This window comes from Helicobacter felis ATCC 49179 (assembly GCF_000200595.1).
Classification (GTDB): Bacteria; Campylobacterota; Campylobacteria; order Campylobacterales; family Helicobacteraceae; genus Helicobacter; species Helicobacter felis.
The window spans coordinates 386,120-409,864 of sequence record NC_014810.2; the positions used below are offsets into that span (position 1 = coordinate 386,120).

The 23,745-nt window shown below is 43.8% G+C and carries 24 protein-coding genes; 9 read left to right on the forward strand and 15 right to left on the reverse strand.

Annotation, left to right across the window (positions count from 1 at the left end; all coding sequences use genetic code 11):
* Positions 1–5 precede the first annotated feature (5 nt).
* The 8 genes from HFELIS_RS02010 to HFELIS_RS02045 all read left to right on the forward strand — a co-directional run bounded on the left by HFELIS_RS02010 (position 6) and on the right by HFELIS_RS02045 (position 9,614).
* Complete coding sequence (locus tag HFELIS_RS02010) at positions 6–1,256, forward strand: aromatic amino acid transport family protein (RefSeq protein WP_041302717.1); 1,251 nt, start codon at positions 6–8, stop codon at positions 1,254–1,256.
* Between the two features lie 2 nt (positions 1,257–1,258).
* Complete coding sequence (locus HFELIS_RS02015; RefSeq protein WP_013468869.1) at positions 1,259–2,668, forward strand: L-serine ammonia-lyase; 1,410 nt, start codon at positions 1,259–1,261, stop codon at positions 2,666–2,668.
* A 267-nt stretch (positions 2,669–2,935) separates the two neighbouring features.
* Entirely contained in the window at positions 2,936–5,419 is a 2,484-nt protein-coding gene (locus HFELIS_RS02020) for a TonB-dependent receptor domain-containing protein (protein ID WP_197531893.1), read from the forward strand.
* A gap of 84 nt (positions 5,420–5,503) precedes the next feature.
* A complete protein-coding gene (locus tag HFELIS_RS02025) occupies positions 5,504–6,445 on the forward strand; it encodes a Gfo/Idh/MocA family protein (RefSeq protein WP_013468871.1) in 942 nt (313 codons plus the stop codon).
* Between the two features lie 65 nt (positions 6,446–6,510).
* On the forward strand, positions 6,511–7,206 hold the full coding sequence (locus HFELIS_RS02030) for a Bax inhibitor-1/YccA family protein (RefSeq protein WP_013468872.1): 696 nt from the start codon (positions 6,511–6,513) through the stop codon (positions 7,204–7,206).
* Positions 7,151–7,624: a hypothetical protein gene (locus HFELIS_RS02035; protein WP_013468873.1), complete on the forward strand. Its 474-nt coding sequence runs from the start codon at positions 7,151–7,153 to the stop codon at positions 7,622–7,624. Before HFELIS_RS02030 ends, HFELIS_RS02035 begins: the two co-directional genes overlap by 56 nt.
* Before the next feature lie 81 nt (positions 7,625–7,705).
* Complete coding sequence (locus tag HFELIS_RS09030; RefSeq protein ID WP_013468874.1) at positions 7,706–7,978, forward strand: hypothetical protein; 273 nt, start codon at positions 7,706–7,708, stop codon at positions 7,976–7,978.
* Positions 7,979–7,997: 19 nt separating this feature from the next.
* Entirely contained in the window at positions 7,998–9,614 is a 1,617-nt protein-coding gene (locus HFELIS_RS02045) for a hypothetical protein (protein ID WP_013468875.1), read from the forward strand.
* A gap of 27 nt (positions 9,615–9,641) precedes the next feature.
* Here HFELIS_RS02045 and dnaJ read toward each other — a convergent pair whose 3' ends face one another.
* The 5 genes from dnaJ to HFELIS_RS02070 form a co-directional block, all read right to left on the reverse strand.
* On the reverse strand, positions 9,642–10,766 hold the full coding sequence (gene dnaJ, locus HFELIS_RS02050; RefSeq protein ID WP_013468876.1) for a molecular chaperone DnaJ: 1,125 nt from the start codon (positions 10,764–10,766) through the stop codon (positions 9,642–9,644).
* A 64-nt stretch (positions 10,767–10,830) separates the two neighbouring features.
* Positions 10,831–11,586, reverse strand: coding sequence for a hypothetical protein (locus HFELIS_RS02055; protein WP_013468877.1), 756 nt, complete (start codon positions 11,584–11,586; stop codon positions 10,831–10,833).
* Positions 11,570–12,829, reverse strand: coding sequence for a bifunctional phosphopantothenoylcysteine decarboxylase/phosphopantothenate--cysteine ligase CoaBC (gene coaBC, locus HFELIS_RS02060; RefSeq protein ID WP_013468878.1), 1,260 nt, complete (start codon positions 12,827–12,829; stop codon positions 11,570–11,572). Before coaBC ends, HFELIS_RS02055 begins: the two co-directional genes overlap by 17 nt.
* Positions 12,826–13,818 carry a UDP-N-acetylglucosamine 4,6-dehydratase (inverting) gene (gene pseB, locus HFELIS_RS02065; RefSeq protein ID WP_013468879.1) on the reverse strand — a complete coding sequence of 331 codons (993 nt, stop codon included), beginning with the start codon at positions 13,816–13,818 and terminating at the stop codon, positions 12,826–12,828. The genes coaBC and pseB overlap by 4 nt, the downstream gene beginning before the upstream one ends.
* A 34-nt stretch (positions 13,819–13,852) precedes the next feature.
* Positions 13,853–14,443, reverse strand: coding sequence for a LysE family transporter (locus HFELIS_RS02070; RefSeq protein WP_013468880.1), 591 nt, complete (start codon positions 14,441–14,443; stop codon positions 13,853–13,855).
* 99 nt (positions 14,444–14,542) lie between these two features.
* Here HFELIS_RS02070 and HFELIS_RS02075 point away from each other — a divergent pair, with 99 nt between their 5' ends.
* Positions 14,543–14,749, forward strand: a complete 207-nt coding sequence (locus HFELIS_RS02075) for a tautomerase family protein (RefSeq protein ID WP_013468881.1) — start codon at positions 14,543–14,545, stop codon at positions 14,747–14,749.
* An 11-nt stretch (positions 14,750–14,760) separates the two neighbouring features.
* On the opposite strand, the gene HFELIS_RS02080 is transcribed toward HFELIS_RS02075, so the two are convergent.
* Genes HFELIS_RS02080 through HFELIS_RS02125 form a run of 10 tightly spaced genes read right to left on the reverse strand, consistent with a single transcriptional unit; the run spans position 14,761 to position 23,744 of the window.
* Entirely contained in the window at positions 14,761–15,231 is a 471-nt protein-coding gene (locus tag HFELIS_RS02080) for a ribosome maturation factor RimP (RefSeq protein ID WP_013468882.1), read from the reverse strand.
* A 1-nt stretch (position 15,232) separates the two neighbouring features.
* Positions 15,233–15,577, reverse strand: a complete 345-nt coding sequence (gene rbfA / locus HFELIS_RS02085) for a 30S ribosome-binding factor RbfA (protein ID WP_013468883.1) — start codon at positions 15,575–15,577, stop codon at positions 15,233–15,235.
* A complete protein-coding gene (gene infB, locus HFELIS_RS02090) occupies positions 15,577–18,243 on the reverse strand; it encodes a translation initiation factor IF-2 (protein ID WP_013468884.1) in 2,667 nt (888 codons plus the stop codon). The genes rbfA and infB overlap by 1 nt, the downstream gene beginning before the upstream one ends.
* Entirely contained in the window at positions 18,240–18,500 is a 261-nt protein-coding gene (locus tag HFELIS_RS02095) for a YlxR family protein (protein WP_013468885.1), read from the reverse strand. Before HFELIS_RS02095 ends, infB begins: the two co-directional genes overlap by 4 nt.
* Positions 18,490–19,389 (reverse strand): homoserine kinase, encoded by a 900-nt coding sequence (thrB, locus tag HFELIS_RS02100; RefSeq protein ID WP_041303094.1) that lies wholly within the window; start codon positions 19,387–19,389, stop codon positions 18,490–18,492. The genes HFELIS_RS02095 and thrB overlap by 11 nt, the downstream gene beginning before the upstream one ends.
* Before the next feature lie 53 nt (positions 19,390–19,442).
* Entirely contained in the window at positions 19,443–19,934 is a 492-nt protein-coding gene (locus HFELIS_RS02105) for a putative glycoprotease family protein (RefSeq protein ID WP_013468887.1), read from the reverse strand.
* On the reverse strand, positions 19,921–20,826 hold the full coding sequence (gene lpxC / locus HFELIS_RS02110; RefSeq protein ID WP_013468888.1) for a UDP-3-O-acyl-N-acetylglucosamine deacetylase: 906 nt from the start codon (positions 20,824–20,826) through the stop codon (positions 19,921–19,923). The genes HFELIS_RS02105 and lpxC overlap by 14 nt, the downstream gene beginning before the upstream one ends.
* Positions 20,823–21,422, reverse strand: coding sequence for a septum site-determining protein MinC (locus HFELIS_RS02115; RefSeq protein ID WP_013468889.1), 600 nt, complete (start codon positions 21,420–21,422; stop codon positions 20,823–20,825). Before HFELIS_RS02115 ends, lpxC begins: the two co-directional genes overlap by 4 nt.
* 5 nt (positions 21,423–21,427) lie before the next feature.
* Positions 21,428–22,756, reverse strand: coding sequence for a M23 family metallopeptidase (locus tag HFELIS_RS02120; RefSeq protein ID WP_231844205.1), 1,329 nt, complete (start codon positions 22,754–22,756; stop codon positions 21,428–21,430).
* 34 nt (positions 22,757–22,790) lie between these two features.
* Positions 22,791–23,744 carry an outer membrane beta-barrel protein gene (locus HFELIS_RS02125; protein WP_013468891.1) on the reverse strand — a complete coding sequence of 318 codons (954 nt, stop codon included), beginning with the start codon at positions 23,742–23,744 and terminating at the stop codon, positions 22,791–22,793.
* Position 23,745: the final 1 nt, after the last annotated feature.

Consider the following 23,745-nt stretch of genomic DNA (forward strand, 5'->3'; position numbering starts at 1 on the left):
AAAGGATGGTGATGGAGAAGGACAAGAGAATTAATCTCTTTGACATCCGTTGGATGTGGTCCATGTTTGGCACGGCGATTGGGGCAGGGATTTTGTTTTTGCCCATCAAGGCTGGGGCGCAGGGCTTTTGGCCTGTGGTGGTGATGGCAATTTTGAGTTTTCCTATGACTTGGCTTAGTCATCGGGCTTTAGCACGCTTTGTGAATGCGATTGGCAACCATGACATCACCCATGCGGCAACTTATTTTGGAAAAAAGGCGGGCTACCTCATTACCTTTATCTACTTTTTTACCTTTTATCCCATCTGCCTTGCTTATGGGGTGGGGATTACCAATACCGTAGAATCCTTTTTTGCTCACCAGTTAGGACTCCACTATTTTGATCACAATCGCTTTTTCTTGGCCGAACACTTGGTCAGCGGGATGATTTTTGTGATGATCTTTAACACCACCATTGTTACACGAGTCGCCAACGCTTTAGTTTATCCTATGGCATTGATTTTATTTGTCTTTTCTCTCTACCTCATTCCCTATTGGAAAACTTCCATGCTAACAGAAATCCCTAGTTTTGGGGGGTTTTTTTCCGCACTTTGGTTCACACTTCCGGTTTTGGTCTTTTCCTTCAACCATAGCGCGATCATTTCTACTTTTGCCCAAGCGGTTGAGAAGCGTTATGGGGAACTCAAGCACTTTAAAACCAATCAGATCGAATTGCTCAACACTTCTCTTTTGCTTCTATTTGTCATGTTTTTTGTTTTTTCCTGCATTCTCTGCCTTGAGCCTGCTGACTTTATTAAAGCGCGTGAACAAAATATCCCTATTTTAAGCTATTTTGCCAACACGCTGGGCAATCCCATCATTGGATACACTGGTCCCGTTGTGGCGTTTTTGGCTATTAGCACTTCTTTTTTTGGACACTATTATGGCGCTAAAGAGGGTTTAAAGGGTCTAGTGGTGCAAACCTTAGTGAAAGACAAGCTCTCTCCTAGTTGTCATAGAAAAATTGATATTTCTGTAACTTTGTTTTTATGGATTAGTATTATTTTGGTTTCCTACTATAATCCAAGTATTCTAGGCTTCATTGAGAGTTTGGGTGGGCCTGCACTAGCCACGATCACTTTTATTCTGCCCATCGTAGCGATGTATATAATTCCTTCAATGAAAACTTTTAGAAACTTTTGGACAGATGCCTTTGTTTTAGCTGTAGGCGTGCTAACCGTGCTTAACGCCGTGATCGATCTCTTTGTGAAAGGATAAATATGGACATTCAGACCCAACAAGAAATTTATGCGCAATCCATGACCTCTATTTTTAAAATAGGCATTGGTCCTAGCTCTTCACACACCATAGGCCCTATGGATGCCTGTGTGCGTTTCTGCGCTCTGCTTGCGCAAAAAGGAGTTTTAGAGCGCACAGCGCGCGCATGCGTAACCTTGCACGGCTCTTTGGCTCTCACAGGCAAGGGGCATTTAACAGATTTGGCCTGCTTGGTGGGTTTGAGTGGAATCAGCGCTAAAAAAGTGAGTGTCGCCCAGCGCCACGAAATTGTGCAAAGAGCCCTCAAAGAAGGGCGCATTTTTTTAGCTCAACACCATGATATTGTTTTTGATTTCCATAAAGATATTCTGTTTGAGAATAAGGCCCTAGAATTCCATGAAAATGGCATGGTGGTGCAAGCTTTTGATGATCAAGGACACCTACTGACTGAGGAAACTTATTATTCTACGGGTGGGGGCTTTATTTACACACAAGAGGAATTAAAGCATAGAAAGAAAACCTCTACCCATGCAAAACACACCCCCTTTGACTTCAATAGCGCTAAAGAATTAGAAGAAATGTGCGCAAAGCACCATTGCTCTATTTCTCACATCGTAACCCAACATGAAAACGCGCTTTTTGGTGAGAATTACGCCAAAAACTATTGTTTAGAGGTGTATGAGGCGATGTTAGCCTGCTTTGAGAGTGGGGTGCACGCTCAAGAAAAACGCCTGCCCGGTTGTATTGGGATGGATCGCCTAGCTCCTAGCATTCAAGAGCGCATGAGCAAACATCCCAATCCTCAAGACCCCTTAGCTGTGATGGACTACATGACTATGTACGCGCGCGCTGTGAGTGAGGAAAACGCTTGTGGAAACAAAGTCGTTACAGCTCCCACTAATGGTGCTTGTGGGGTCGTGCCTGCTGTGTTGCTTTACTGCCATAGACATATTAAACCTCTCTCTCAAGAACAGATTGTAGATTTTTTGCTTACATGTTGTGCCATCGGCTATCTTTATAAAAAGAATGGCTCAATCAGTGGGGCGGAAGCAGGATGTCAAGCAGAGGTGGGAGCGGCCTCTTCTATGGCAGCAGCAGGCTTTGCCTTTGTGATGGGCGGGAATGTGCACCAAGTTTTAAGTGCGGCTGAAATTGCCATGGAACACCACCTAGGTCTAACCTGCGATCCTGTGGGCGGATTAGTGCAAATCCCATGCATTGAGAGGAATGTTGTAGGTTCAATCAAAGCCGTTGCTGCAGCGCGCTTGGCTCTTGAGCATGGCTATCAAGCAAAAGTAAGCCTTGATGAGGTGATTTTAACCATGCTCCAAGTGGGCAAATCCATTGATGCCAAGTATCGCGAAACCTCGCTGGGTGGCTTGGCAGTTAATGTCCACATTCCGCGCTGTTAAGACAAATACAAGTCCTAATGATCTCCTATGGAGGGTTAGGAAAAGTGTAAGATTTCTGTCTAAATTTTATTCATTTTTTTCAGTAATATCTTAGCTTTAATCTTATAAAATCAATAATTGTATTACTAATCACTCTAGGATGAATAAATGAACGCACCTAAGAAAAATTGTAGTGTGCTTTTTGATACAAAACAAGCACAGGAATGGTCTTTTCCCACTTTTTCGCGCGCTCTTTTAGCACTCAGCGTTATAGGAGCAGGTGTGCTAATGGAGGCTGAAGAAACCCACACTTTAGGCAAAGTAACTACGCTAGGCGAACGCACCTTTGAATATAACAACAAAATGTTTATCGAACGCAAAGAATTACAACAACGCCAAAGTAATCAGGTTAACGATCTATTCAGAACAAGAGCAGATATCAATGTCGCCGGGGGCGGGCTTATGGCACAAAAAATCTATGTGCGGGGCATGGAAAGCCGTCTGCTTAGGGTAACCATCGATGGTGCGGCACAAAATGGGAATATTTTCCACCATGATGCTAACACGGTGATCGATCCGGGCATGCTCAAAGAAATTGAAGTGATCAAGGGGGCAGCTAACGCTTCTGCAGGGCCGGGAGCCATCGCCGGGAAAATGGCGATGGAGACCATCGGAGCTAACGACTTTTTGCGCAAGGGGCAAACCTATGGGGGCAGTGCCTCAGCGAGTTTTTACACCAACTTTGGGATGCGTTTTAACACCATTGCGGCCTACAGGGCAGAGAAATGGGACATCTTAGGTTATTTCACCCACCAAAATATCTTTTATTACCGCGATGCGAATAACTTGATGAAGAATCTCTTTAATCCTACCTACGATGTAGAAAATCCTTTTGCTAGCGATAAGGTGATCGGTAGCCCTAGCGAACAAAACAATGTCCTTCTTAAATTCAACGCTTACTTTAACGAAAGAGATAGCTTGACCATCAGCTATAACATGACCCGCTATAACTCTACGCGCTTGTTGCGCCCCAACACCACAAGCGCGCTGAGTAAGGCCAATGACCCGGGCACTCAGCCTGCTCCCTTTGTGATCGATTTTGGTAAGGAGCTAGCCCACACCATCAACTCCAATAACAATCTCTCTTTCAAATTCAATCACGAGGGTGGAGAGACTTTCGATCAGCCTCGTATCACTTCTACAGCTTTCTTAAGTGTCCGTAACGGACATTATAATCCTGTTAACAATCCCTTTGCGCTCAACTCTGTAGAACCCTCTAATCCTGACTATCAAGCCAATGTGCAGACATGGTGTCAACAAAACCCCGGACAGTGCATCAAGGGGAGTATCAGTCCAATAAATGGAGGTGGGTACCAACTCACAAAGAATGATAGTGCAAGCACAATGATTCCTAAATACCCCGAATACGATATGCAACCAGGATTTAATAGCGATTGGACTTTAGGAAATGCCGATGCAGAAGGGACCCTAGAGCGTAATATTTATCTGATCAACTCTGGGGTGAATGTCAAGGTCCAGCACCCCATTAGCGAAGATTATGGGAATGTTTTTGAATACGGAGCGATTTATCAAAACCTAAGTGTTTTTTCCGGTTTGCCTAGAGGCTCTAATGGTCTATATAAAGGCAATGTCAATCCCAATGATCCCACCGGTGCAGGCTTGCCTTACCGCCATTACTATGTCGATCCGGGTGATGAATACAATCAGAACATGAGTTCGCCCAACGCTGTTTATCGAGGTTTGCCTCAAAATTCTTATGCAATCGGTAATATTATCGGGGGCTATGTCCAAGCAAACTACAATTTCCTCAAAAATCTCATTGTGGGTGCGGGCACGCGTTATGATATTTATGTCTTGCAAGATAAAGATGGTCAACACCATTTGACTTCTGGTTTCTCCCCTAGTGCAACCATTCTTTACAACCCCATTGATTCTTTGGGCTTAAAACTAAGTTATGCTTATGTTACCAAGGGCGCATTACCCGGGGATGGGGTTTTAATGCGCGACCCTTCAGTCATCTATCAAAAGAATTTGAAACCAGCTGTTGGACAGAATGTCGAGTTTAACATCGATTACAACAGTCCGTATTTCAATGTGCGTGGCGCGGCCTTTTATCAGGTGATCAACAACTTTGTTAACTCTTATGGGCAGGATGTCTCCAAGAATGGGGGCGGGAACGCCACAGCTAAAAACTTGACAGGTAACCTTCCTCAGACCATTGCTATTTATGGGTATGAAGTTAGCGGTAATGCTAGGTATAAGAATTTTACGGCGACTTTCTCTTTTGCGCGCTCTTGGCCTACCGCTAATGTGAATGGAAAATATTACTTATTGGCAGACACCTACGCACTAGCTGCCACTTATGGGAATGTCTTTATTTTAAAGGGCGACTACACTATTCCAAGAGCCGGGCTTACTTTTACATGGCTTAGTCGTTTTGTAACCAACATGTATTACAATGGCTACAGCATCTACTATCCGGGCTATGGTTTGATGTCTATCCATAAACCCGGCTATGGCGTGAGCAGTATTTTTGTCAACTGGTCGCCTCCCCATGGGCGCATGAAAGGCTTGTTGTTGAGCGCAGTGTTTAACAATATCTTCAACAAGCAGTATGTTAATCAAACTTCTGTATGGCAAGCTAGCGCAGACGCACCCCATGAAGATATGATTGCTACAGCAGGGCATATCCGCATGGCTCTTCCAGAACCTGGTTTCAACGCGCGTTTTGAAATCTCCTATCAGTTTTAGTTTCATTAACGAACTTTTGGAGGGGTCTAAAAAACCCCTTAAGTTAATTTGAGTACCATTTAGCATTACGCTTAAGGAGTGTGCATGTTATTTGGAATTATTGGAGCAGGGGGATTCATCGCCCCCAGGCATGTAGAAGTGATCCATGAGTTAGGGCATGTGCTTGATTGTGCGATGGATATTCATGATAGCGTGCGCTATTTAGATCAATATGGACTTGGTTGCGAGTTTTTTACGGATTTAGAAGATCTACACCAGTATTTAGAAACTTGTAAAGATCAGGGCAAATTTTTGGACTACATGGTGATCTGTAGTCCTAATTATCTACATTTTGAACATATTGAATTTGCGCTCTCGCATGGAATCAATGTCATTTGCGAAAAACCTTTAGTGCTCGATCCGGGCGAACTTTCTGAAATCCAAGATTTAGAAAAAAAATACAATAAAAAAGTGTTTAATATTCTGCAATTGCGTTTTCATCCTAATATCATCTCTCTTAAAGAGAATGTGCGCGCTGAAATAGATAAACATCCCGATCGAATCTATGAAATTTCTTTAACTTACCTGATTTTACGCGGAAAATGGTATTTAAATTCTTGGAAAGGGGATGAACTGAAAAGTGGAGGGTTGGCTAGCAATATTGGGGTTCATTTTTTTGATATTTTGCTAGATATTTTTGGGGATGTGGTGGATAGCATAGTGCATGTGCATCAAAACGATTGTGTAGGGGGTTTTTTAACCTTGCAACATGCCCGTATTTCATGGTTTCTTTCCATCAATCCTGAACACTTAGGCGCGCAAAGAGAAAATTCTTACCGCTCTCTCGTGTTAGAGGGCGAAGAAATCGATTTTAGCGATGGCTTTGATGACCTACATATAGATAATTATAAGGCCATTTTAAATGGTGAAGGTGTGGGAGTAGAAACAGCGCGCAAAGCTGTAGAATTAGTCAACGCTATCCGCTGTAGCGCGATAGGCAACTTAGATGAGCATGCACACCCCCTTTGCTTGAGGTGTGGAGGATGAAGATTTAAGTCTAGTGTTAAATATTTGATGTTATCATGGAGGAATTTTATTTTAGAGGAGTTTAAATGGCGTTATACAATCGCGATGCTAATCTCAACCCTGATTTGGAAGCGTCTGCCCAACTCAGCGATACGGCTTTAGTGAATTTTGTAAAAACTACTTATAAGTTTTTTGCAGCTAGTTTGTTGCTAGCAACCATCGGGGCTTTGGTGGGCTTTATGAATTTTCAAATGGTCGTCCAATATAAGTGGGCGTTTTTTATTGCAGAAATTGCCGCTTTTTTCGGTCTTATGTTTACTAGAAAAATGCCCACCGTTAACTTGCTCATGCTCTTTGCTTTTACTTTCCTTTCTGGCATTACTCTTGTGCCATTGTTAGGTTTTGTGATCGCGCGGGCGGGGGTCGGCGCGATTTGGCAGGCTTTAGCAATGACCACTATCGTTTTTGGTGTAATGAGTGTCTATGCTATCAAAACCAAGAGCGATCTAGCCAACATGGGCAAGATGCTTTTTATCGCGGTGATTGTCGTAATGGTGGCTTCTCTCATCAATCTCTTCTTGGGTTCGCCTATGATGCAGGTTGCCATTGCGGGTGTGAGCGTGATTCTCTTCAGTCTTTTTATTGCCTATGACACCCAGAATATCATCCGTGGTCTTTATGCAACACCCATTGAAGCTGCTGTAGCGCTCTATGTGGATTTCTTGAATGTTTTCATCTCTTTGCTTCAAATCTTTGGCATTATGGGGAGTCGCAACGACTAGACGGACTTTTGAACGGCTCATAGACGCCAATTTAAATCGCTTCAAGGAGGGGGTGCGGGTAGTGGAGGATGTCTTCCGCTATCTTTATGACCAACCATCTTTAGCTTTACAACTTAAACATTTGCGCCACAGTGCTACTGATATTGTGGCCCAACATCTTGCTTTGCACACTCTTTATGCACATAGGGATAGTGTCTGTGATGTGTTGCAGGATAGCGATACTTTACCTAAAGAAGGGGATCCCATCTTATCCATGCTTCAAGCCAATTTTAAACGCGCTCAGGAGAGTGCGCGCGTTCTTGAGGAATGTTTTAAATATGCCTACCCTCTACAGCCTCCCCCCACATTTAAGACTCTGCGTTATCAACTCTATGTCCTCGAGAAAGAATGCATAGATTTTTTTACACAAAAATCCTAACTTGCATTTACATTTCTTTGTTAGAATGCGTCTACCTAGCTTTAGCTAGGAATTTTTTGCAAGGAGACATTATGTCAGAACATGGCGAATGCTGTCACGGGCACGAAGGACACGAAGGACACGGAGTACACCACCACCATCATCATCACTATCATGGTGGCACCCACCATCATCACCATCATCACCACGGCGGTGAACACCATCATCACCACCATAATCAACATGGAGAGCACGGCTCTAACTAAGTTGCATCCGCCCCGTTTTCACGGGGCTTTTTTGTCCTTGTTGCCAATCTTACCAGCTACTAGAGGCATTAGCTTAGAAATAGTGGTTTTTGTGTTGCAGTCTTGCTAAGAAAGATTTCTTATAATGATTGACATTTCTCATTACAAACCCTGAGCGTTCCTTTATCATAAAACACCCCAATGCCCAAGATTTACTCACAAACATGCGCGAGGTTTTTACACTCATTGAGCAGGGCAACAAACCCTATAAAGATCACCTGCCCAATCTCTCCTTAGAATATTTTGATGGGACTTATTTCAAATCTTTTATGCTGGTTGATGAAAAAAGCCTCTTCCAGGAAAATAAGACCTGCATTGCAGAAAAATTTATTCTCAAAGCTAAAGAAACCTCTCATTATTTTAATATCAGTGTCGCGGGCAAACCCAGCCGTTACCAACTCCATTTAGAAACCCTGCCTCACGCAAACGACATTGTCTGCCATGTAGAATTGGAATATTGCTATGAGCATGAGAATGTCTACACAATCCATTTTCTGCCTATCAATTACCCTAGGCCGTATATCCCAAGCACCATTGAGCAAAAGCCTTTTGATTCTAACATTTACCCCAAGTTTCCAGCTTTGCAACCAATCCAGACAGAATTAGTAGATAAAGTTTTGCAGCTAGAGGATTACGAATGGCTTCAAGTCCCCAAAAATGTAGAATTTGGGAGATACTATAACCGCCAATACGATTCTCATCATGCCTATGTAGATTTAGTCAGATTAGATGAGATAGATCCTCCCACTGCGCGTTGGTTTTGTGGCGATATTGAAGGGGAAGAGGTTATTCTCAAATACTACTGCAATGAGGAGATGTTGAAACACGGCACTCTTTTAAGGGCTAAACTTAGATTCAATGATAGGAATCAGGCCAGTGTTATGAGAATCTATAGTCAAGAGGATTTTTATAATAACTTTGCCTCTTTATTAGCCGCACTTTTTACGCAAAGACGACCCCTAGATACAAGTTTTCCAAAGGCATTTAGAGAGATGTTAGAGGAGCGGATAGAATTTATTGAAGAAGAGCTTGCCAAAGAAGAGGCGTTTTTCCAAAAACAATACCTAAAAATCATCGCTCCCTTAGGACATCTTTTAAGCCCCCAACAAAGAGAGTTTTTTGACCCTTATTTTAAAAAGCATTTTCTATGCGGCACTTGTAGAACAAGAGATCTGAGATATTTGGGCTTTTATCTTGCCAATGTCCACTCTAAGCCACTGATGGAGCATGTCCTAAAATTAGAAGAAAAGCATGCCCTCTTTGCATTGCGGATTGCGCTATGGCATACCAAAGAGGCTTACGAGTTACTAAAAGAGCAGGATTGCAAGACGCTTTTAAATAGTATCGAAAACAATATGCAAACTAATTTTAAAGCCCTGCAATCTCTAAGAGATAATTTAAGCAAGCTTGAAAAATTAAACAACATTGTCAATACGGCCCTCACACTCTTGGGTGTTTTAAGAGCCATTAGATTGCTTGATTATGATTTGCTCAAACCCGGCGATTCACAGACAAAAAATTTAATCGCCCTCTTAGATGAGGTCGCGCGCTACTGCTTGGCTGAAAATTTAAAACCCGATTGTGAAAGGAAGCTTGATTTAAAAAGCTTGGGTATAGAGCTTCAAAAATCCGAAATTGCGATCTTTTATGTAACGCGCTTGTTTCTAAGCAATGACAAAAAGATCGCCCACTTGAATATTAGCTAGTAGAATTTTAGAAAATAGCACCGTCTTTTAAGCCTTGCCCACGAGGTCTTGCCACCACTGCTTGACCTTGCTGTAGCAAACCTCAAAGACATTTTTATAAGGCTCGCTTTCATAGCCAAAGCTTTCATGCAAATCAAGCAAAATCTGTTTTTGCTTGTCATTGAGCTTTTGGGGATAAACAATTTTGATCACGGCAACCAAATCCCCATAGCGCGTGCTATTAACATCTTTAACTCCCTGATTTTTAAACACAAATTGCGCGCGATCGGGGGTGTTGGGCGGAATTTGAAGCTCTAATTCTTGTTTGAGCGCGGGGAATGTGATTTTGCTCCCCAGCGGGATAGAGGTGAAAAAAACGGGCACTTCTATAAGAATGTGTGTCCCTTTGCGCACAAAGTGTTCATCTGGTTCTATATTGGCCTCTAAATAAAGTTCTCCACGCACCCCGGGCTTGTATTCATTGCCACGCCTAGAGACGCGGATACGATTCCCCACATCAATCCCCTCAGGCACTTCTAGCTCAAAACTCTCACTCTTTTGCACACAGCCCTCGCCCTTGCAAGACTCGCATTTTTCCCCCACAACCTGCCCGCTACCCTGACACTGATGGCAAGTGCTAGCTAAAGTCATAAAACCTTGTTGGATATAGGTTTGTCCCTTGCCCTTGCATGCAGGGCAGGTGTGCGCCTTGCCCCCCTTAGCTCCACTGCCTGAGCAATCATGGCAGAATGTTTTGTAATGATTTTGAATGGTTTTCTTGCACCCAAAGACCGCTTCTTTAAAACTGAGCTCTAAAGTCATTAAGCGATCTTTAGGGATTTTAGATTGTTCTTGTTTGCTAAATCCAAAGGCACTCCCAAAAATAGAATCCTCGCCAAAAAAGTTAGCAAAAATATCCCCTAAATCGCTAAAACCTCCCCCTCCTCCTGCGCGCCCCTCTAAGCCTTCCTTGCCATAACGATCGTAAATTTGCCTTTTTTGGTCATCGCTAAGGACACCATAAGCCTCATTGATCTGTTTAAATTTTTCTTCGGCTTCCTTATCTCCTAAATTGCGATCGGGATGGTATTTTAAGGCGAGTTTTTTATAGGCTTTTTTGAGCGTTTCTTTGTCCGCATTGCGATCCACGCCTAAGATTTCATAATACTCCACAAAAATCCTTCGCTGATTTTTTGAAAGTCGGATTCTAGCCTAAAAGCCTTTAGCTTCTTGTTAATCACCCCCTCGTGTCTAGCAAGCTTTCCTCAAAGTTAAATAGGGGCTCTAAGGGGGCTTGAGCGAGGGTTAGAGTGATTTTTTCAAAGCCCTTGAGCTCTGCTTTGTGCCGTTCTAATAACTGCAACACGCTAACATAAGAGACGCTTAATAAAAGACACACGCCCTCCCCCTCTTTGTAAACCACACCTTGCAGAGGTCCTAAATGCGGGTAAATAGCATAAAATTCTAATTTCTCCTGTTTTTTCTTGGGTTTGAGTTGGAGCAACGCTTCTTTTTGTTGCCCATCTTGGATCACAAAACTAGCCACCTGATGGTGCAAAGATAAGAGCAAATTGCCAAAGAGTAAAAAATCTTGACGAGTAGGGGCGTGGGCGCAGTGTTGGATCAAAACTTCTTTATAATCTTGGAATTGATCTGAACTGAGCAATTTGGGTAAATCCTTGAGTTCAAATTTGAGCGGGACATCTTTAAGTTGTTCCATAATCTTAGGTTGGGGGATCAAGTTAGAGAGCATGGTCGCTCCTACTGAGCTTTTATGCATGAGTGCCCAATAAGTTTTGCCCAAGACTAACGCCTTTTGACTCTTGGTCTCAATGAGTTGGCTACCCAGTTGTAAAAGGTATTTATGATCCCCTTTTTTCTCAAGCACTTTTAAAAGCAAAGGCAAGGTCGCGTTAAAATTTTGAGAAGGTGTGTCTTTAAGGACTTCTTGTAAAAGTTGGATGTTTAAAAGCGCGTTAACAGGATTGAGCACGGCAGACTTGGCTCACAAAATTCAAAATCTCAAAACTCAAGGCGAGTTTGCTAAGGTGGTTTGTGCGTTGGCTATGTTGCGCGCTTAAAAGCCACATTTGGTTTTGCGCCGATCCAAAGGGTTGGCAATCAAGGGTGTTTAAGCACACCGCCAAACAGCCCTTGCCCCCATTTTTTGGGCTCTCTAATAATTTTCGGGCATTGGCGATTGCATTAGCCCCCTCTTCCTCAGCCTTAAAGCCAATTTTAATAAACCCCTTTAAAGAGGCTAAAATGTCCACATTTTGCACGCATTCCAAATTCCAAGACGCGCCCAAATCTTGCTTTTTAAGCTTGCCCTTGTGGGAGGTAGCAGGCTTATAATCGCTAATGGCAGCTAGCATGAATAAAAAGGGTGGGTCTTGCAGGTTTGCCCTCTCTTGCAGGGCTTGCAGGTAATCGTCCCCGCTTTGCACCCTTAAGCATCCAATGCCTGCGGGCAACTCTAAAGGAAAGGCACTCGCCACCAAAGACACCTCAGCACCCCAAAAATACAACACCAAAGCCAGACAACTAGCCTGCAAACCACTAGAAAAGTTGCAGATATAGCGCACGCTGTCAATTTTCTCCAAGCTTCCCCCCCCACTCACCACCACCTCTTTACCTGCCCAAAAGCTATTTTTGTATAAGGCCTGCACGCTGGCACACACAAGCTCTAAAATGTCTGCCATCGCCCCCTTGCCCTGTGTGTTGCAAGCTAGTAAATCCTCTCTAGGTTCTACAACTATGCACCCCCAAGACTTGAGGCGTTTTAAATTCTCTTGAGTGGCGCGCGCCTCTAACATTTGCGTGTTCATGCTAGGGGCTAGGATTTTAGGCGCATTGCTGGCTAAAAACACCGCGCTTAAGAGGCTATCAGCAAGTCCATGCGCTAACTTGGCTAGGGTGTTGGCACTAGCAGGAGCAAGTAGCACCACCTCTGCCCACTGGGCATAACTAATATGATTGGGGCAATTTGGATCGCTCAAATCCCAGCGTTCGCTTTTGTGCGTGAGCACGGGGTAATGGCTCAGGGCTTCAAAGCTTAAGGGCGTAACAAAGCGCATCGCCTGCTTACTCATCACCACCTTCACCTTTGCGCCCATTTTGATAAAAGCACGCACTAAATCCAAGCTTTTATAGGTGGCAATCGATCCGCTTACCAATAATAAGATACGGCGATTTTTGAGCAAGGCATTTTGGGCGAGTAAGTCTAGGGTTTTCACAGCGTGGCGACCATTGTTAGCAGTTCAGACGCGCTCAAGCGTTGGGGGTTTTCTAGGCTATTGTAACTAAAGCCCTCAGGGGCACGCTTCCCTTTCTCGCCCAAGAGGGTTAGGCTGTAATCGATAGGGGTTTGAAAAGAGATAGTAGGTTCTAAGATATAAAAGTCCCTAAATTCAAAGGCGCGATCATCACTACTAATCATCACCTCATGGAGTTTTTCGCCCGGTCTAATCCCCACGATCTTAATGGGAATATCAGGGGCTAGGGCTTGCTTGAGGTCTAAAATGTTCATGCTAGGGATTTTAGGCACAAAGATCTCCCCCCCATGCATGCGCTCCAAACTACGCAAGACAAAGTGCACTCCCTGATCTAGCGTGATCCAAAAGCGCGTCATGCGCGTGTCAGTGATAGGGATTTGCAAAGCCTTTTGTGCTACTAAGTTTTGGAAAAAGGGCACCACACTTCCTCTAGAGCCCACTACATTCCCATAACGCACCACGCTAAATTTAGTGCGTGCGCGCCCTTTCATGTTATTAGCGCTCGTGAAAAGCTTATCGCTGCATAATTTAGTCGCCCCGTAAAGATTAATCGGATTACTTGCCTTATCCGTGCTCAAAGCGATCACATGCTCTACTTGTGCGTGCAAACACGCCTCAATCACCGCGCTCGCGCCTAAAATATTGGTTTTAATGCACTCTAAGGGGTTGTATTCAGCAGTGGGGACTTGTTTAAGAGCAGCGGCATGGATACAAATGTCCACACCCTGCATCGCTACTTTAAGCCGCTCTCCATCGCGCACATCGCCAATAAAAAAGCGCACTCTAGGATCGCTGAAAGTCTGCCCCATTTCATATTGCTTTAATTCATCTCGGCTATAAATAATGACTTTTTTGACTTGAGGCTGTTCTAAGAGAATGCGCGCGCATCTCTTGCCAAAACTCCCCGTCCCCCCCGTGATTAAAATTGTTTTACCTTCTAAAAATGCCATAAATTCCCCTATCAAAAGAGGCAATTCTAGCATATTAATGCCACAAACCCCACAATAAATAAAATCCAAAGCCACAAAACACCAAAGCGCAGAAGCGATCGCTTTTTTGGTGGTGTTTGAGGTAAAAATTTTGCACTCTAGGGTGTGAAAACAAGAGCGCGATGGTGCTAAAATACAGCAAAGTTTCTAAGACAATGCCTACCATGATCGCCCATAAATTGCTATGAGAAAAATCTAAACTTGAGAAAATGCTCACAAAATATAGCATCGTCTTTGGGTTGAGCAAATCTGTAATGAGACCTTGTAAAAAGGCGGCTGATTTAAAATCAAATTGGAGTTTGAGAGGAGAGTTAGCACTCTTAAAAAGCGAATAGCCCATGAAAAATAGATAAAAAGTGCCTAAAAGAGTGAGTAAGACATGAAAAATGGGGAAGGTTTGTAAAAAGAGTTTTAGCCCAAACAACGAGAGGGTAACCCAAATTAAAACCCCCAAGCAGAGACCACAGACGGCTAAAAAAGCTTCTTTGAAACTACGCTTCAAAGCATAAGAACTTACTAAGAAAAAATCAGGTCCGGGAGTGAGCAAGGCAATAAATTGGATACCTAGCAACCCTAGCAAATCCATAAGAGCTCCTTAGATCGTCTTAAAAACTAGCATTCTAGCGCATTTTAAAAAGTTACAAGGGGGCTTTTGTTAGCATGGGTAATTTGATAAGGAGAATGAATGCCATTTGTGAACATTAAACTTACGCGTGAAAGTACCCCCATTACTCCTGAGCAAAAAAAGGCTCTTATTGAGGGGGCAACCGATCTGCTTGTAAAAGTTTTGAATAAAAACAGGGCCACCACAATAGTGATCATCGAAGAGTTGGACATGGATAACTGGGGTATAGGTGGCAATAGTGTTACAGAAATTAGAAAAAAGTCCTAGAACAGACCCCCTTATTTTTTAGAGGGGTTTTTAGAAACCTTTTCAAATTCAAAGATTGTTTTTGCTCTCTTGATTTGTGCGAGAGGTAGGCTTTGGGTCGTCCCCTCTATGTTTAAAAGAATATTTTCACCCTCTAGGGCTTCAAGAGTGCCCCTTAGACGGGTGTTATCTAAGATTTTGCACTCTATTAATTCCCCAATGGAGAGTTCAAAATGCCGCCGTTTGCTCAGTGTGCGCTCCAAGCCCATAGAGCTCACTTCTAGGGTATAAGATCCTGCAATGGGAGCATGCACATCTAAAAGGGGCGAGATGAGCAAACTAGCTTCTTGGCATACATCTAAACTTGTAGGTCCTTCTAAGGCTTTAATGCTAATGCGTAAGATGTCGGTTTGGTTTTCTTTTAAAAAAGCGACATCATAGAGGGCACAACCAATACTTTGTAGCGTGTTTTCTAAAAGAGTTTCTAGTTGCGAGGTGTCCATCTTAAGCCTTAGCAATGCGTGCAAAGAGTTGATCTAAGCGTTGTTGGGCTTCTAGGCTAGGATCGATAGCAAAAACAAAATGGGGGCACTTAAACCATCCGCTCACCTGTAACACATACGCTCTTAATAAAGGCGTGGCTTTCTTAAGAGCCTTGATCGCCTCTTTTTGCTCCTCAGCCTCTAAACATGAGCCATCAATATAGGCTTGGGCATGGTATTTGCCCTTTGAGCAGTGGACTTGGGTGAGAGTAAGTCCACTTAGTCTAGGATCGTTAAGTGTGCTCAAGGCTTCTTGCAAGTACTCCAAAAGCCCCGCATCGAGGCGTTTAGCATGCACACTATCCATTAAAGTGTCCTTGTTTTTTGGATTTCTTTAAAGCTTTCAAAAACATCGCCCACGCGCACATCATTGTAGTGATCTAGCATGATTCCACACTCATAGCCTTTGGAAACTTCATTGGCATCGTCTTTAAAGCGTTTGAGTGAGATAATTTTGCCCACATGCACCACCACGCCCTCACGAATCAAGCGCACTTTAATGCCTTTATTGATCACCCCATCAACCACCATACACCCAGCAATCGTGCCCACTTTAGGAATCACAAAGGTTTCGCGCACTTGTGCCTGCCCTGTGTCTTCCTCTTCTACAATGGGACTCATCAAGCCACCTATGAGAGCTTTCATGTCATCTAGTAGCGCATAAATCACGCTATAAGTTTTGATAGTAACTCGCAATTCTTTAGCCTTAGTGCGCACATTGCCTGTAGGGCGGATATTAAAACCTAACACAAGCGCATGGGAGTTATTAGCTACCAAACTTAAATCATTCTCGCTAATTGAGCCCACCCCTGCGCTAATGACTTGGATGCTCACTTCCTCATTATTGAGGCTTAACAAACTATGCTTAATGGCTTCTAGGCTACCTTGTGTGTCCGCTTTGAGCACCACAGGGATATTTTGCAACTCTTTATTAGCCACCATTGAAGCTAGTTCGTCTATGTGCACCTTAGTGCTCTTGCTTAAGGCTTTTTGGCGTAAGTAAGTCGCTTTTTTGTGCGCCAAGCTCCTAGCGGTGTTTTCGCTATCCACAGCCACTAACACCGAGCCAGCCATAGGCACTTCGCTAAGGCCGGTGATGAGAGCCACTTGTGAGGGCTTGAGTTCTTTAATACTCTTGCCTTGATCATCTGTCATGGTGCGCACCTTACCAAAGGCAATGTCGGCAACCACTGGGTCGCCCACCCTGAGTGTGCCCTGCTGCACAATGAGAGTTGCTACCGCACCCCGCCCTTTTTCTACACTGCCCTCTAGCACTACTGCTTTGGGGCTCGCACTAGGCGAGGCTTTGAGTTCCATAATCTCCGCTTGGATCAAAATGGTTTCTAAGAGATGATCGATGCCCTGCCCGGTTTTGGCTGAAATGGGGATAAATTCAATCTCTCCGCCCCAATCCCGCGCATTAAAGCCTAATTCCGCACACTCGGCCTTAAGCTTGTCCACATTGGCGTTTTCTTTATCGATCTTATTCATCGCCACGATGATTTGCACGCCCGCTTCTTTGGCTTGCTTAAACGCCTCAATAGTTTGGGGTTTAACTCCATCATCAGCAGCGATCACAATAATGGCGATGTCAGTAACCTGCGCCCCTCTCTTGCGCATTTGACTAAAGGCTTCGTGTCCGGGCGTGTCAATAAAAGCAATTTGCTTATCCCCCTTTTGCACCATATAAGCCCCGATGTGTTGGGTGATTCCCCCTGCCTCACTTCCAGCCACGCGTTGGTTGCGGATTTTGTCTAGCAAAGAGGTTTTACCATGGTCGACATGCCCCATGATAGTTACTACAGGGGCGCGCTCGCTCAAATCCTCTACCTGCTCATTTTCCTCATCTTCGATGAAAACTTGCGCGTTTTCTATTGCCACCTCTAGGCCAAATTCAGCGGCCAAAATCTCAATGGCATCCCGATCTAAAAAGTCGTTCTTGGTTACCATCATGCCCAAATTAAAGAGGGTTTTGATTACATCGGCTAAGTTGAGATTAGCGCTCTGTGCAAACTCATAAACCCGCACTTCCTCAGATATGCTAATGCTATTTTGCACGCTCTTTTGAGTATTCTCAGGACGATAAACCCGCCTTTTTTTCACAGATCGGCGAATGCCCCCTTCATTCACCCAAGGGGTTTTACGCTGGATTTTAACCTTGTCTGTAATGGAACGTGATGGCGCTTCCTCTTGTTGTATCTCTAAGTCTTGAGCGCGGAAATCAAAGAGCATGATCTCATCTTGTTCATCCTCATAGAGGTCATGAAAATCACGATTTTGGGAAAAATCCAAACGATGCGCGCGATTTTTACTACTAGGTTTGGCAACACCTTTAGATTTGGCCGGTTTTTTTGGCTTTTTTTCTGTGGATTCTTTATGGCTCATCATGGAAACAAGATTCGCCCTTGCCAAAGCCGCCTCTTCTTGGTCTGTGCGCTTCACAATGCGGATACCACGCGTGCGCTTAGAAAGAGGGCTAGGTGTTGGGGGCGTAACTTCTTGGGGAGTGGAAGTGGGGGGGACTTCCTCTACCTTCAAGGGGGGAGAGGGGGGAGGGGGGGCAATGGGAGCGGTTTTAATGTCTTCAACCTTAGGAGTTAAAGAGGGGGCAGGCGGAGGGCTAACCGGTTTGGGTGCAGGAGGTGGTGTTGTCCCCGTGCTCACAATCTCAATACTGCGTTTCCTGTGCGCGCTCCTTTTTACAGGGGCAGCTTGGGGTGGGGGAGTGTCTTCTTCTTTAGGGGCGCTCTGTGTTTTTGGAGTTTGGGGCTTTTGAGGTGCAGGCGATGCTGTTTTTGGCGCGCGCACATTGCGCTTATTCTTGATAAAATCGTAAAGTTTAGCCGCCGTCTCCTCATCTAGGCTTGAATTTGCCTTAAGAGTTATGCCTATTTCTTTGGCCGCTTCGATCACTATTTTTACATCCGTTCGACCCAGCTCTAAGACAAAATCTTTTAATGGAATGCCGCTCATGACGCTCTCACCTCTTCTAACCAAGTTCCAATATACGCTTTATTTTTGGGAGCATGTTTGACCTTAAGAATCTGTCTACACACATCCTTAGCATATAAACATGTCTTGCACAAATAAAAACTACGCCCCTGTCCACAAAAAGAAATAATTTTGCCTTCTTGGATACTGAAACGCAATAAATTTTCCTGTAACGCGCGCTCCCGACAACACACGCACATGCGCACAGCGTTTTTAGAAAAAAAACCCTTAATCTGCAACCTGCACTCCTTGATTATCAAAGTCTAGGGTCAAAACCCTAAAATTATAATATTTTTCCTGTAATTTTTTATGCAAATGGCGCGCTTCCTCAGCATAGCAGAGATTAAAAAAAGACGATCCACTCCCTGATAGGGTGCTCATCAATGCGCCATTTTCTAACGCCAATTTCTGCACTCCATAGAGCACAGGGTAAAGCTTCATGCGTCCATCTTGATGCAAGCGATCCTTAGAGGCCACGCGCAAAAGATCCCATCTCTCTTGCATGAAGGCCATGCATAGCAGACTTGCATGCGCTACATTGTAACTAGCATCATGATGGGAACAACGCTTGGGCAAAGCTTGGCGCGATATTTTAGTTGAAATTGTGTGCGCAGGAATCACCATCACGGCCTTAAGGTAGCTAGGGATAGAGGTGCGCAAGTGGTGGACTTTTTTTGAGGGCGTGTTCCCTGCGACTCTCTCTAAAGTTGCCACATTGAAACCTCCAAAAATTGCCGGAGTGATATTATCTGCGTGGGGCTCATAAATAAGGCTTGTTTCTAAGATTGTCTCTTTATCTAGGTGGCCACGCAAATAATGCTCAACCGCGCTTAAAGCTCCAACCACGATGGCTGAACTGCTCCCAAGCCCCCTAGAAATAGGGATAGTGTTTTGGAAGAGAAACTCAAAATTCTCCTCTATGCCCTCTTTTTGAAGTCTTGCCTTAAAAAGTTTGACAAAAATATTATCCACCAGAAATTTAGAGTAGCCCTCACCTTCGCCCTGAATTTTAATACTTGTAAAAGTAGATGGCACGACACTAAAACGATTCTTAAGATCCAAACTCAGGCCCAAACAATCAAACCCCGGTCCCAAATTCGCGCTTGTGGCAGGCACACTGACAACCAAATCATTTCCTAGATTTTGATGGTGCATTATATCCTAAAGTCTGTGATTTTGCGCTAAACAGGAGGTAAAAGATAGAGAGGTTTTGGATTTTTTGCAAACAACTTAGGATCTAAAAAGTCAGGGAGTTGCATAGGAGTTGTCGTTGCCTCCTCTAACACACAAAGGGTAATTTGCCCATGCTTGTAACAATAATAGTTTTTCCCAAAAGCTTTAATAGGTTGGTAAGCATTAAAGACAAAACCCAATGCGCCAAAGAGAGGGATATTTTGTGCCACCGATAAAGTATGCAGAAAAACATGGGTAAGTTTCATAGCGCTAAAACTCCCCGGACCTGTTGCATAAAAGATAGCTTCTAAATTTAATTTGTAAGAAGTGCACCAAGCGATCGCCTGCGCGCTCAAAGCTGCGAGTGCCACACTCGCTTTCTCTGAACTTTCAAAAGCCTGAGTCAATTTGCCCTCAACATAAACCCCCATTTGCACAGGACTCTCTAAAGAGAGCACTACGAGCGCACAAGGTTTATGTCCTTCCTTAGTTGTAAGCAAGAGCCATTTGTAAAGAGGTGGTTTCCTCGTGTTGCCCCTGGGGAAGATGCACCACCTCATAAGCTTGAGTTTCTAACACTTTTTGCACCAAAAGAGCGTTAAGCTTATGGCTACCCATGTAAGAACTATAGGCTCCGATGACATTCATCCCCAAAAATGCCAAATCTCCCATTGCATCCAAAATTTTATGGCGCACAAACTCTTCTTCGTAGCGCAAACCCTCTCTATTTACAATTCCATGCTCATCTAGGACAATGCAATTGTTTAAATTTCCGCCCTTGGCAAGTCCAATGGAGCGCAAATAATTTACCTCCTGTAAGAAACCAAAGGTACGCGCCCTAGCAATCTGATCTTTATACGCTCGTCTGGAAAATTTAAAATGATAATGTTGTTCGCAAATCATAGGGTGGGCGAAATTGATTCCAAAATCAAAGGAGAGAAGAGGACTTGGGCTTAATTTAGCACTTTTTGGGCCATCTTGGACAACGACTTCTTTTGTGATGCGCATGAAAGGCTTGGGAGCGTCTAGTTCGACAATTCCTGCTTCATCCAATAACATGCAATGAGCGATAGCTGATCCATCCATAATGGGAATCTCTTCATTATCTACAGAAATCTTCAAGTTATCAATCCCATAACCGCTCACTGCAGATAACAGATGCTCCACAGTGGAAATGCGCGCTTTTGGATCTTCAGGAGAGCCTAAAGTCGTGGCCATTGTGGTGTCTACAACACTCTCATGTTTTAAAGGCATTTGTCTTTTTAAATCGGAACGCTCGAATACGATACCTGAACCCGCACCTAGAGGTTCTAAGGTCATTTTCACAGGCACTCCTTTGTGCAAGCCAATCCCGATAACTTCTACGCTTTTTGCAATCGTTCTTTCTCTCATGGAATATCCTTTATGTTGATTATATCGTCTTTTCTAGTAATGAGTTTTAATTTATCATTGGCATTGATACGCTCTAGTTGCGCCTGATCTAAAATCGATCCTTGAAAGGCAATATAAGAAGAATGCACACTTTTAAGCACCATACAAGCACCCATGCAAATGACGATCCCCTCACAATGCCCATAAATACTGATATTTTGTTCAGAATGGATTTTGGCCCCATGGTTGATATTGCCCAAGAAAATTAAACTATGGGGGCTGTTAATTTCCTCGCCACTGCGTATATGCCGCTCGTAAATTCGCACATCCTCTAAAGGGGGTGGTTGGGGAGGGGCAACATTTTTGGGCGCAAACTCTATCGCATCGTAAATCACAATTTGGTCGCTGTTTCTGCCCTTGAGGTCTTTAGCGCACACGCTGTAGGCTAACCCGTAGCGTTCTAAGGCCTCCAAAACTTCGGTTTCAAGCGGTGTTTTAAAAAGGAGAAGATAATCTTGCAAAAGGGGCGCATTTTTGCAGATAAAATTCAGATACTGATCCTTATTGGCCACACCAAGTTCAAAACAACGCACTTGCTTTTGTCGAGTTTGTAGCACCTGCTCTACCTTTTTTCTTGGATGCGTTGGCGCGCCTCTTGCAACACAGCATTAAAGCGTTGGATAAACCCTGCATCCATCCATTCGTGGGGATAGACAGGGATTCCCTGCACCAACATCTCAAAATGCACATGATCGAGCTTATTGGCATAACTAAAGCCACTAATGCCCAAAACCCGACCCGATTCCACTAGATCGGATTTTTTTACAAGGATTTTTGAAAGGCCTCCATAAAAGGCATGCAGACCTAAACCATAGGCCACTAAAATCCCCTTACCATAACTTTGAATTTCTTCAGCCAAGACCACACGCCCCTCGTTGCTCTCTTGAATTTTAGAGTGTTTGGTCATAAAATCCACACCAGCGTGCAACGCCTGCCCCAAAAGACTCCCTTGAAAAAGATAGCGTTTTTGCGCACCAAAGGGGAGCAAGACTCTAGGTTTGGACATTGCCAAAGGATTAAAAGGATTCAAGCGCGCTATGTCTGCAATGGTATTGTCAAGATCTGCTTGAACAATTTCTTCAAGATTGAGCCGCATTTTAGTGCGCTCAAAATCTGGATGTGTCTTAAGACCCTGCAAGGCCGCTTCTTTGTTTGCGTATTTTTTGTTTAACTCAATATCACGCCTGTAATAAGGCATCCGGGTGATTTTAGTGAAGTTGAGAGGGATGATTTTAGTGTTATAAGCCTTGTCGCGAGCAATAATGGTGGCGCTAAAGGCGCGTTGCTGTAAAGACCAAGGCAGAATAGCGGCATAGTGCTTGGCTTTAACAAAAGGAAAAGTTTTAAATTTCTGTTTGCCATCACTAAGCCATGCGGCATCTAAAGATTCTTCTTCAACGCTAAAGACAACTAAAGCGCTCCCACCATAAGTGATGCTAGAGGATTGGGAAATAATCTGCAGAGTTGGAGGCGTGGTGTCTAAAGTGAGATCAAAGTTAGCCGTGCTTAAATTACCGCTAAAAAAATGCGCGTTGCTCCAATCGCGCATGCGAATCTCATAATGCAAAAGAGTTTGATCGCTAAGTTGGATACTAGGTTTAGGCAACTCAAAACTCAGACGACTAGGCTCATCTAAGACAATCTGTTCTTTTTCATAGACGACAAGATGATCGCTAGTAGAGACTCTAACATGGTAGGAGCGGATTTTGGCCTTAGTCTCTAGGGTAACACGCATGCGGTGTTTGAGATTCCAATGGGTGGGGTGGGTTACCTCAGCTTCTGCAATCCCATTTTGTTTATCCGGAGCGACCTGCATTACCAGCTCAATTTTTCCCTGCCCATCTTTAGTAATGAGATAGTTATAGCTCAGATAGCCACAACCAACTAACATGATCAATACAATCCATCGCCACACAATTCACTTCCTAAAAAACATAAAGTACACTTAACATACCAAAAGTTGAGCGTTTGAAGCCAATCTTATCTCCAATGAGGGTTCGACTATTTTGTCCATTATGGTAGGTCGCAGCTGTTTCCATCCCTAAACGCAAATAAGTTAGGGGTATCTTAGTGCCCAATTCAAAACGCAAATGGCGTTTGTAAGTGAAAGCTAGGCCTAAATTAATGGTGTAATCGGCTTGCATGAGCATGTTCCATAGGACATGCTGGCTTTTATAGCCATTAGCAAGCACTGCACTAAAAGCGGGCGCGCTCAGGCTTTTTAAAACCATCATCCCCACACCAAAACCCACATAAGCCCCTATAAAATGCTCTTTCTTTTTATCAAGGGCGATGTCAGCTAATGCGTCCATATTCAAAGACCCTAGCCCATAAATCCATTTGCCAAATCCCTTAGAATTTTGTTCTTTGTTGAGGCGACTAATTGTAGCCAAACCGGGGATCACAAGCAGATCACCATAAATGCGCGTGCCAAAATAGGGGTTAAAATACTGCTGGTAGCCTATTTCTAAGTTGAGCATGTTGGCCCAGCCACTCAGAGACACATTGTTGTTAAAAACATCATTGGGAACATTGATACCCAGTGTTGTGTTTAAAACACTATTCCCTTGATACGATCCTTCCAAAAGCCCTACTCCATAGCCACCCCCTAAGAAAAAACCGCTTTTTTCTTTCGCGATTTGGTAGTTTTCAATCTTTTTGGCCTTGAAAGCTGGGTTTTTATTTTTGTCATTCTTTTCAATTTCTTTAAAATCGGAAAAATCTGTTTCGGGCTTGCCCCCTAGTTTTTTGATCTCTTCTTTGAGTTTTTCAATTTCTGGATCGCTAGGAACATTGGGCACAGCTTGTTGTGTTGGTGGAGCAGGGGGTTTAGGACTTGTCTTTGTGTGTTCTGTGAGTGTAGCCAATAGCGCGTCCATT

Bases quoted from the DNA above. Each gene is read 5' to 3' on its own strand.
- HFELIS_RS02080 (WP_013468882.1), bottom strand. From the start codon at position 15,231: ATGGACACCTCGCAACTAGAAACTCTTTTAGAAAACACGCTACAAAGT.
- HFELIS_RS02010 (WP_041302717.1), top strand. From the start codon at position 6: ATGGTGATGGAGAAGGACAAGAGAATTAATCTCTTTGACATCCGTTGG.
- HFELIS_RS02125 (WP_013468891.1), bottom strand. From the start codon at position 23,744: ATGGACGCGCTATTGGCTACACTCACAGAACACACAAAGACAAGTCCT.
- infB (WP_013468884.1), bottom strand. From the start codon at position 18,243: ATGAGCGGCATTCCATTAAAAGATTTTGTCTTAGAGCTGGGTCGAACG.
- rbfA (WP_013468883.1), bottom strand. From the start codon at position 15,577: ATGGATAGTGTGCATGCTAAACGCCTCGATGCGGGGCTTTTGGAGTAC.
- HFELIS_RS02030 (WP_013468872.1), top strand. From the start codon at position 6,511: ATGGCGTTATACAATCGCGATGCTAATCTCAACCCTGATTTGGAAGCG.
- HFELIS_RS02015 (WP_013468869.1), top strand. From the start codon at position 1,259: ATGGACATTCAGACCCAACAAGAAATTTATGCGCAATCCATGACCTCT.
- HFELIS_RS02020 (WP_197531893.1), top strand. From the start codon at position 2,936: ATGGAGGCTGAAGAAACCCACACTTTAGGCAAAGTAACTACGCTAGGC.
- HFELIS_RS02120 (WP_231844205.1), bottom strand. From the start codon at position 22,756: ATGTTAGTTGGTTGTGGCTATCTGAGCTATAACTATCTCATTACTAAA.
- pseB (WP_013468879.1), bottom strand. From the start codon at position 13,818: ATGGCATTTTTAGAAGGTAAAACAATTTTAATCACGGGGGGGACGGGG.
- lpxC (WP_013468888.1), bottom strand. From the start codon at position 20,826: ATGAGAGAAAGAACGATTGCAAAAAGCGTAGAAGTTATCGGGATTGGC.
- HFELIS_RS02035 (WP_013468873.1), top strand. From the start codon at position 7,151: ATGTTTTCATCTCTTTGCTTCAAATCTTTGGCATTATGGGGAGTCGCA.
- HFELIS_RS09030 (WP_013468874.1), top strand. From the start codon at position 7,706: ATGGCGAATGCTGTCACGGGCACGAAGGACACGAAGGACACGGAGTAC.
- HFELIS_RS02025 (WP_013468871.1), top strand. From the start codon at position 5,504: ATGTTATTTGGAATTATTGGAGCAGGGGGATTCATCGCCCCCAGGCAT.
- HFELIS_RS02075 (WP_013468881.1), top strand. From the start codon at position 14,543: ATGCCATTTGTGAACATTAAACTTACGCGTGAAAGTACCCCCATTACT.
- HFELIS_RS02070 (WP_013468880.1), bottom strand. From the start codon at position 14,443: ATGGATTTGCTAGGGTTGCTAGGTATCCAATTTATTGCCTTGCTCACT.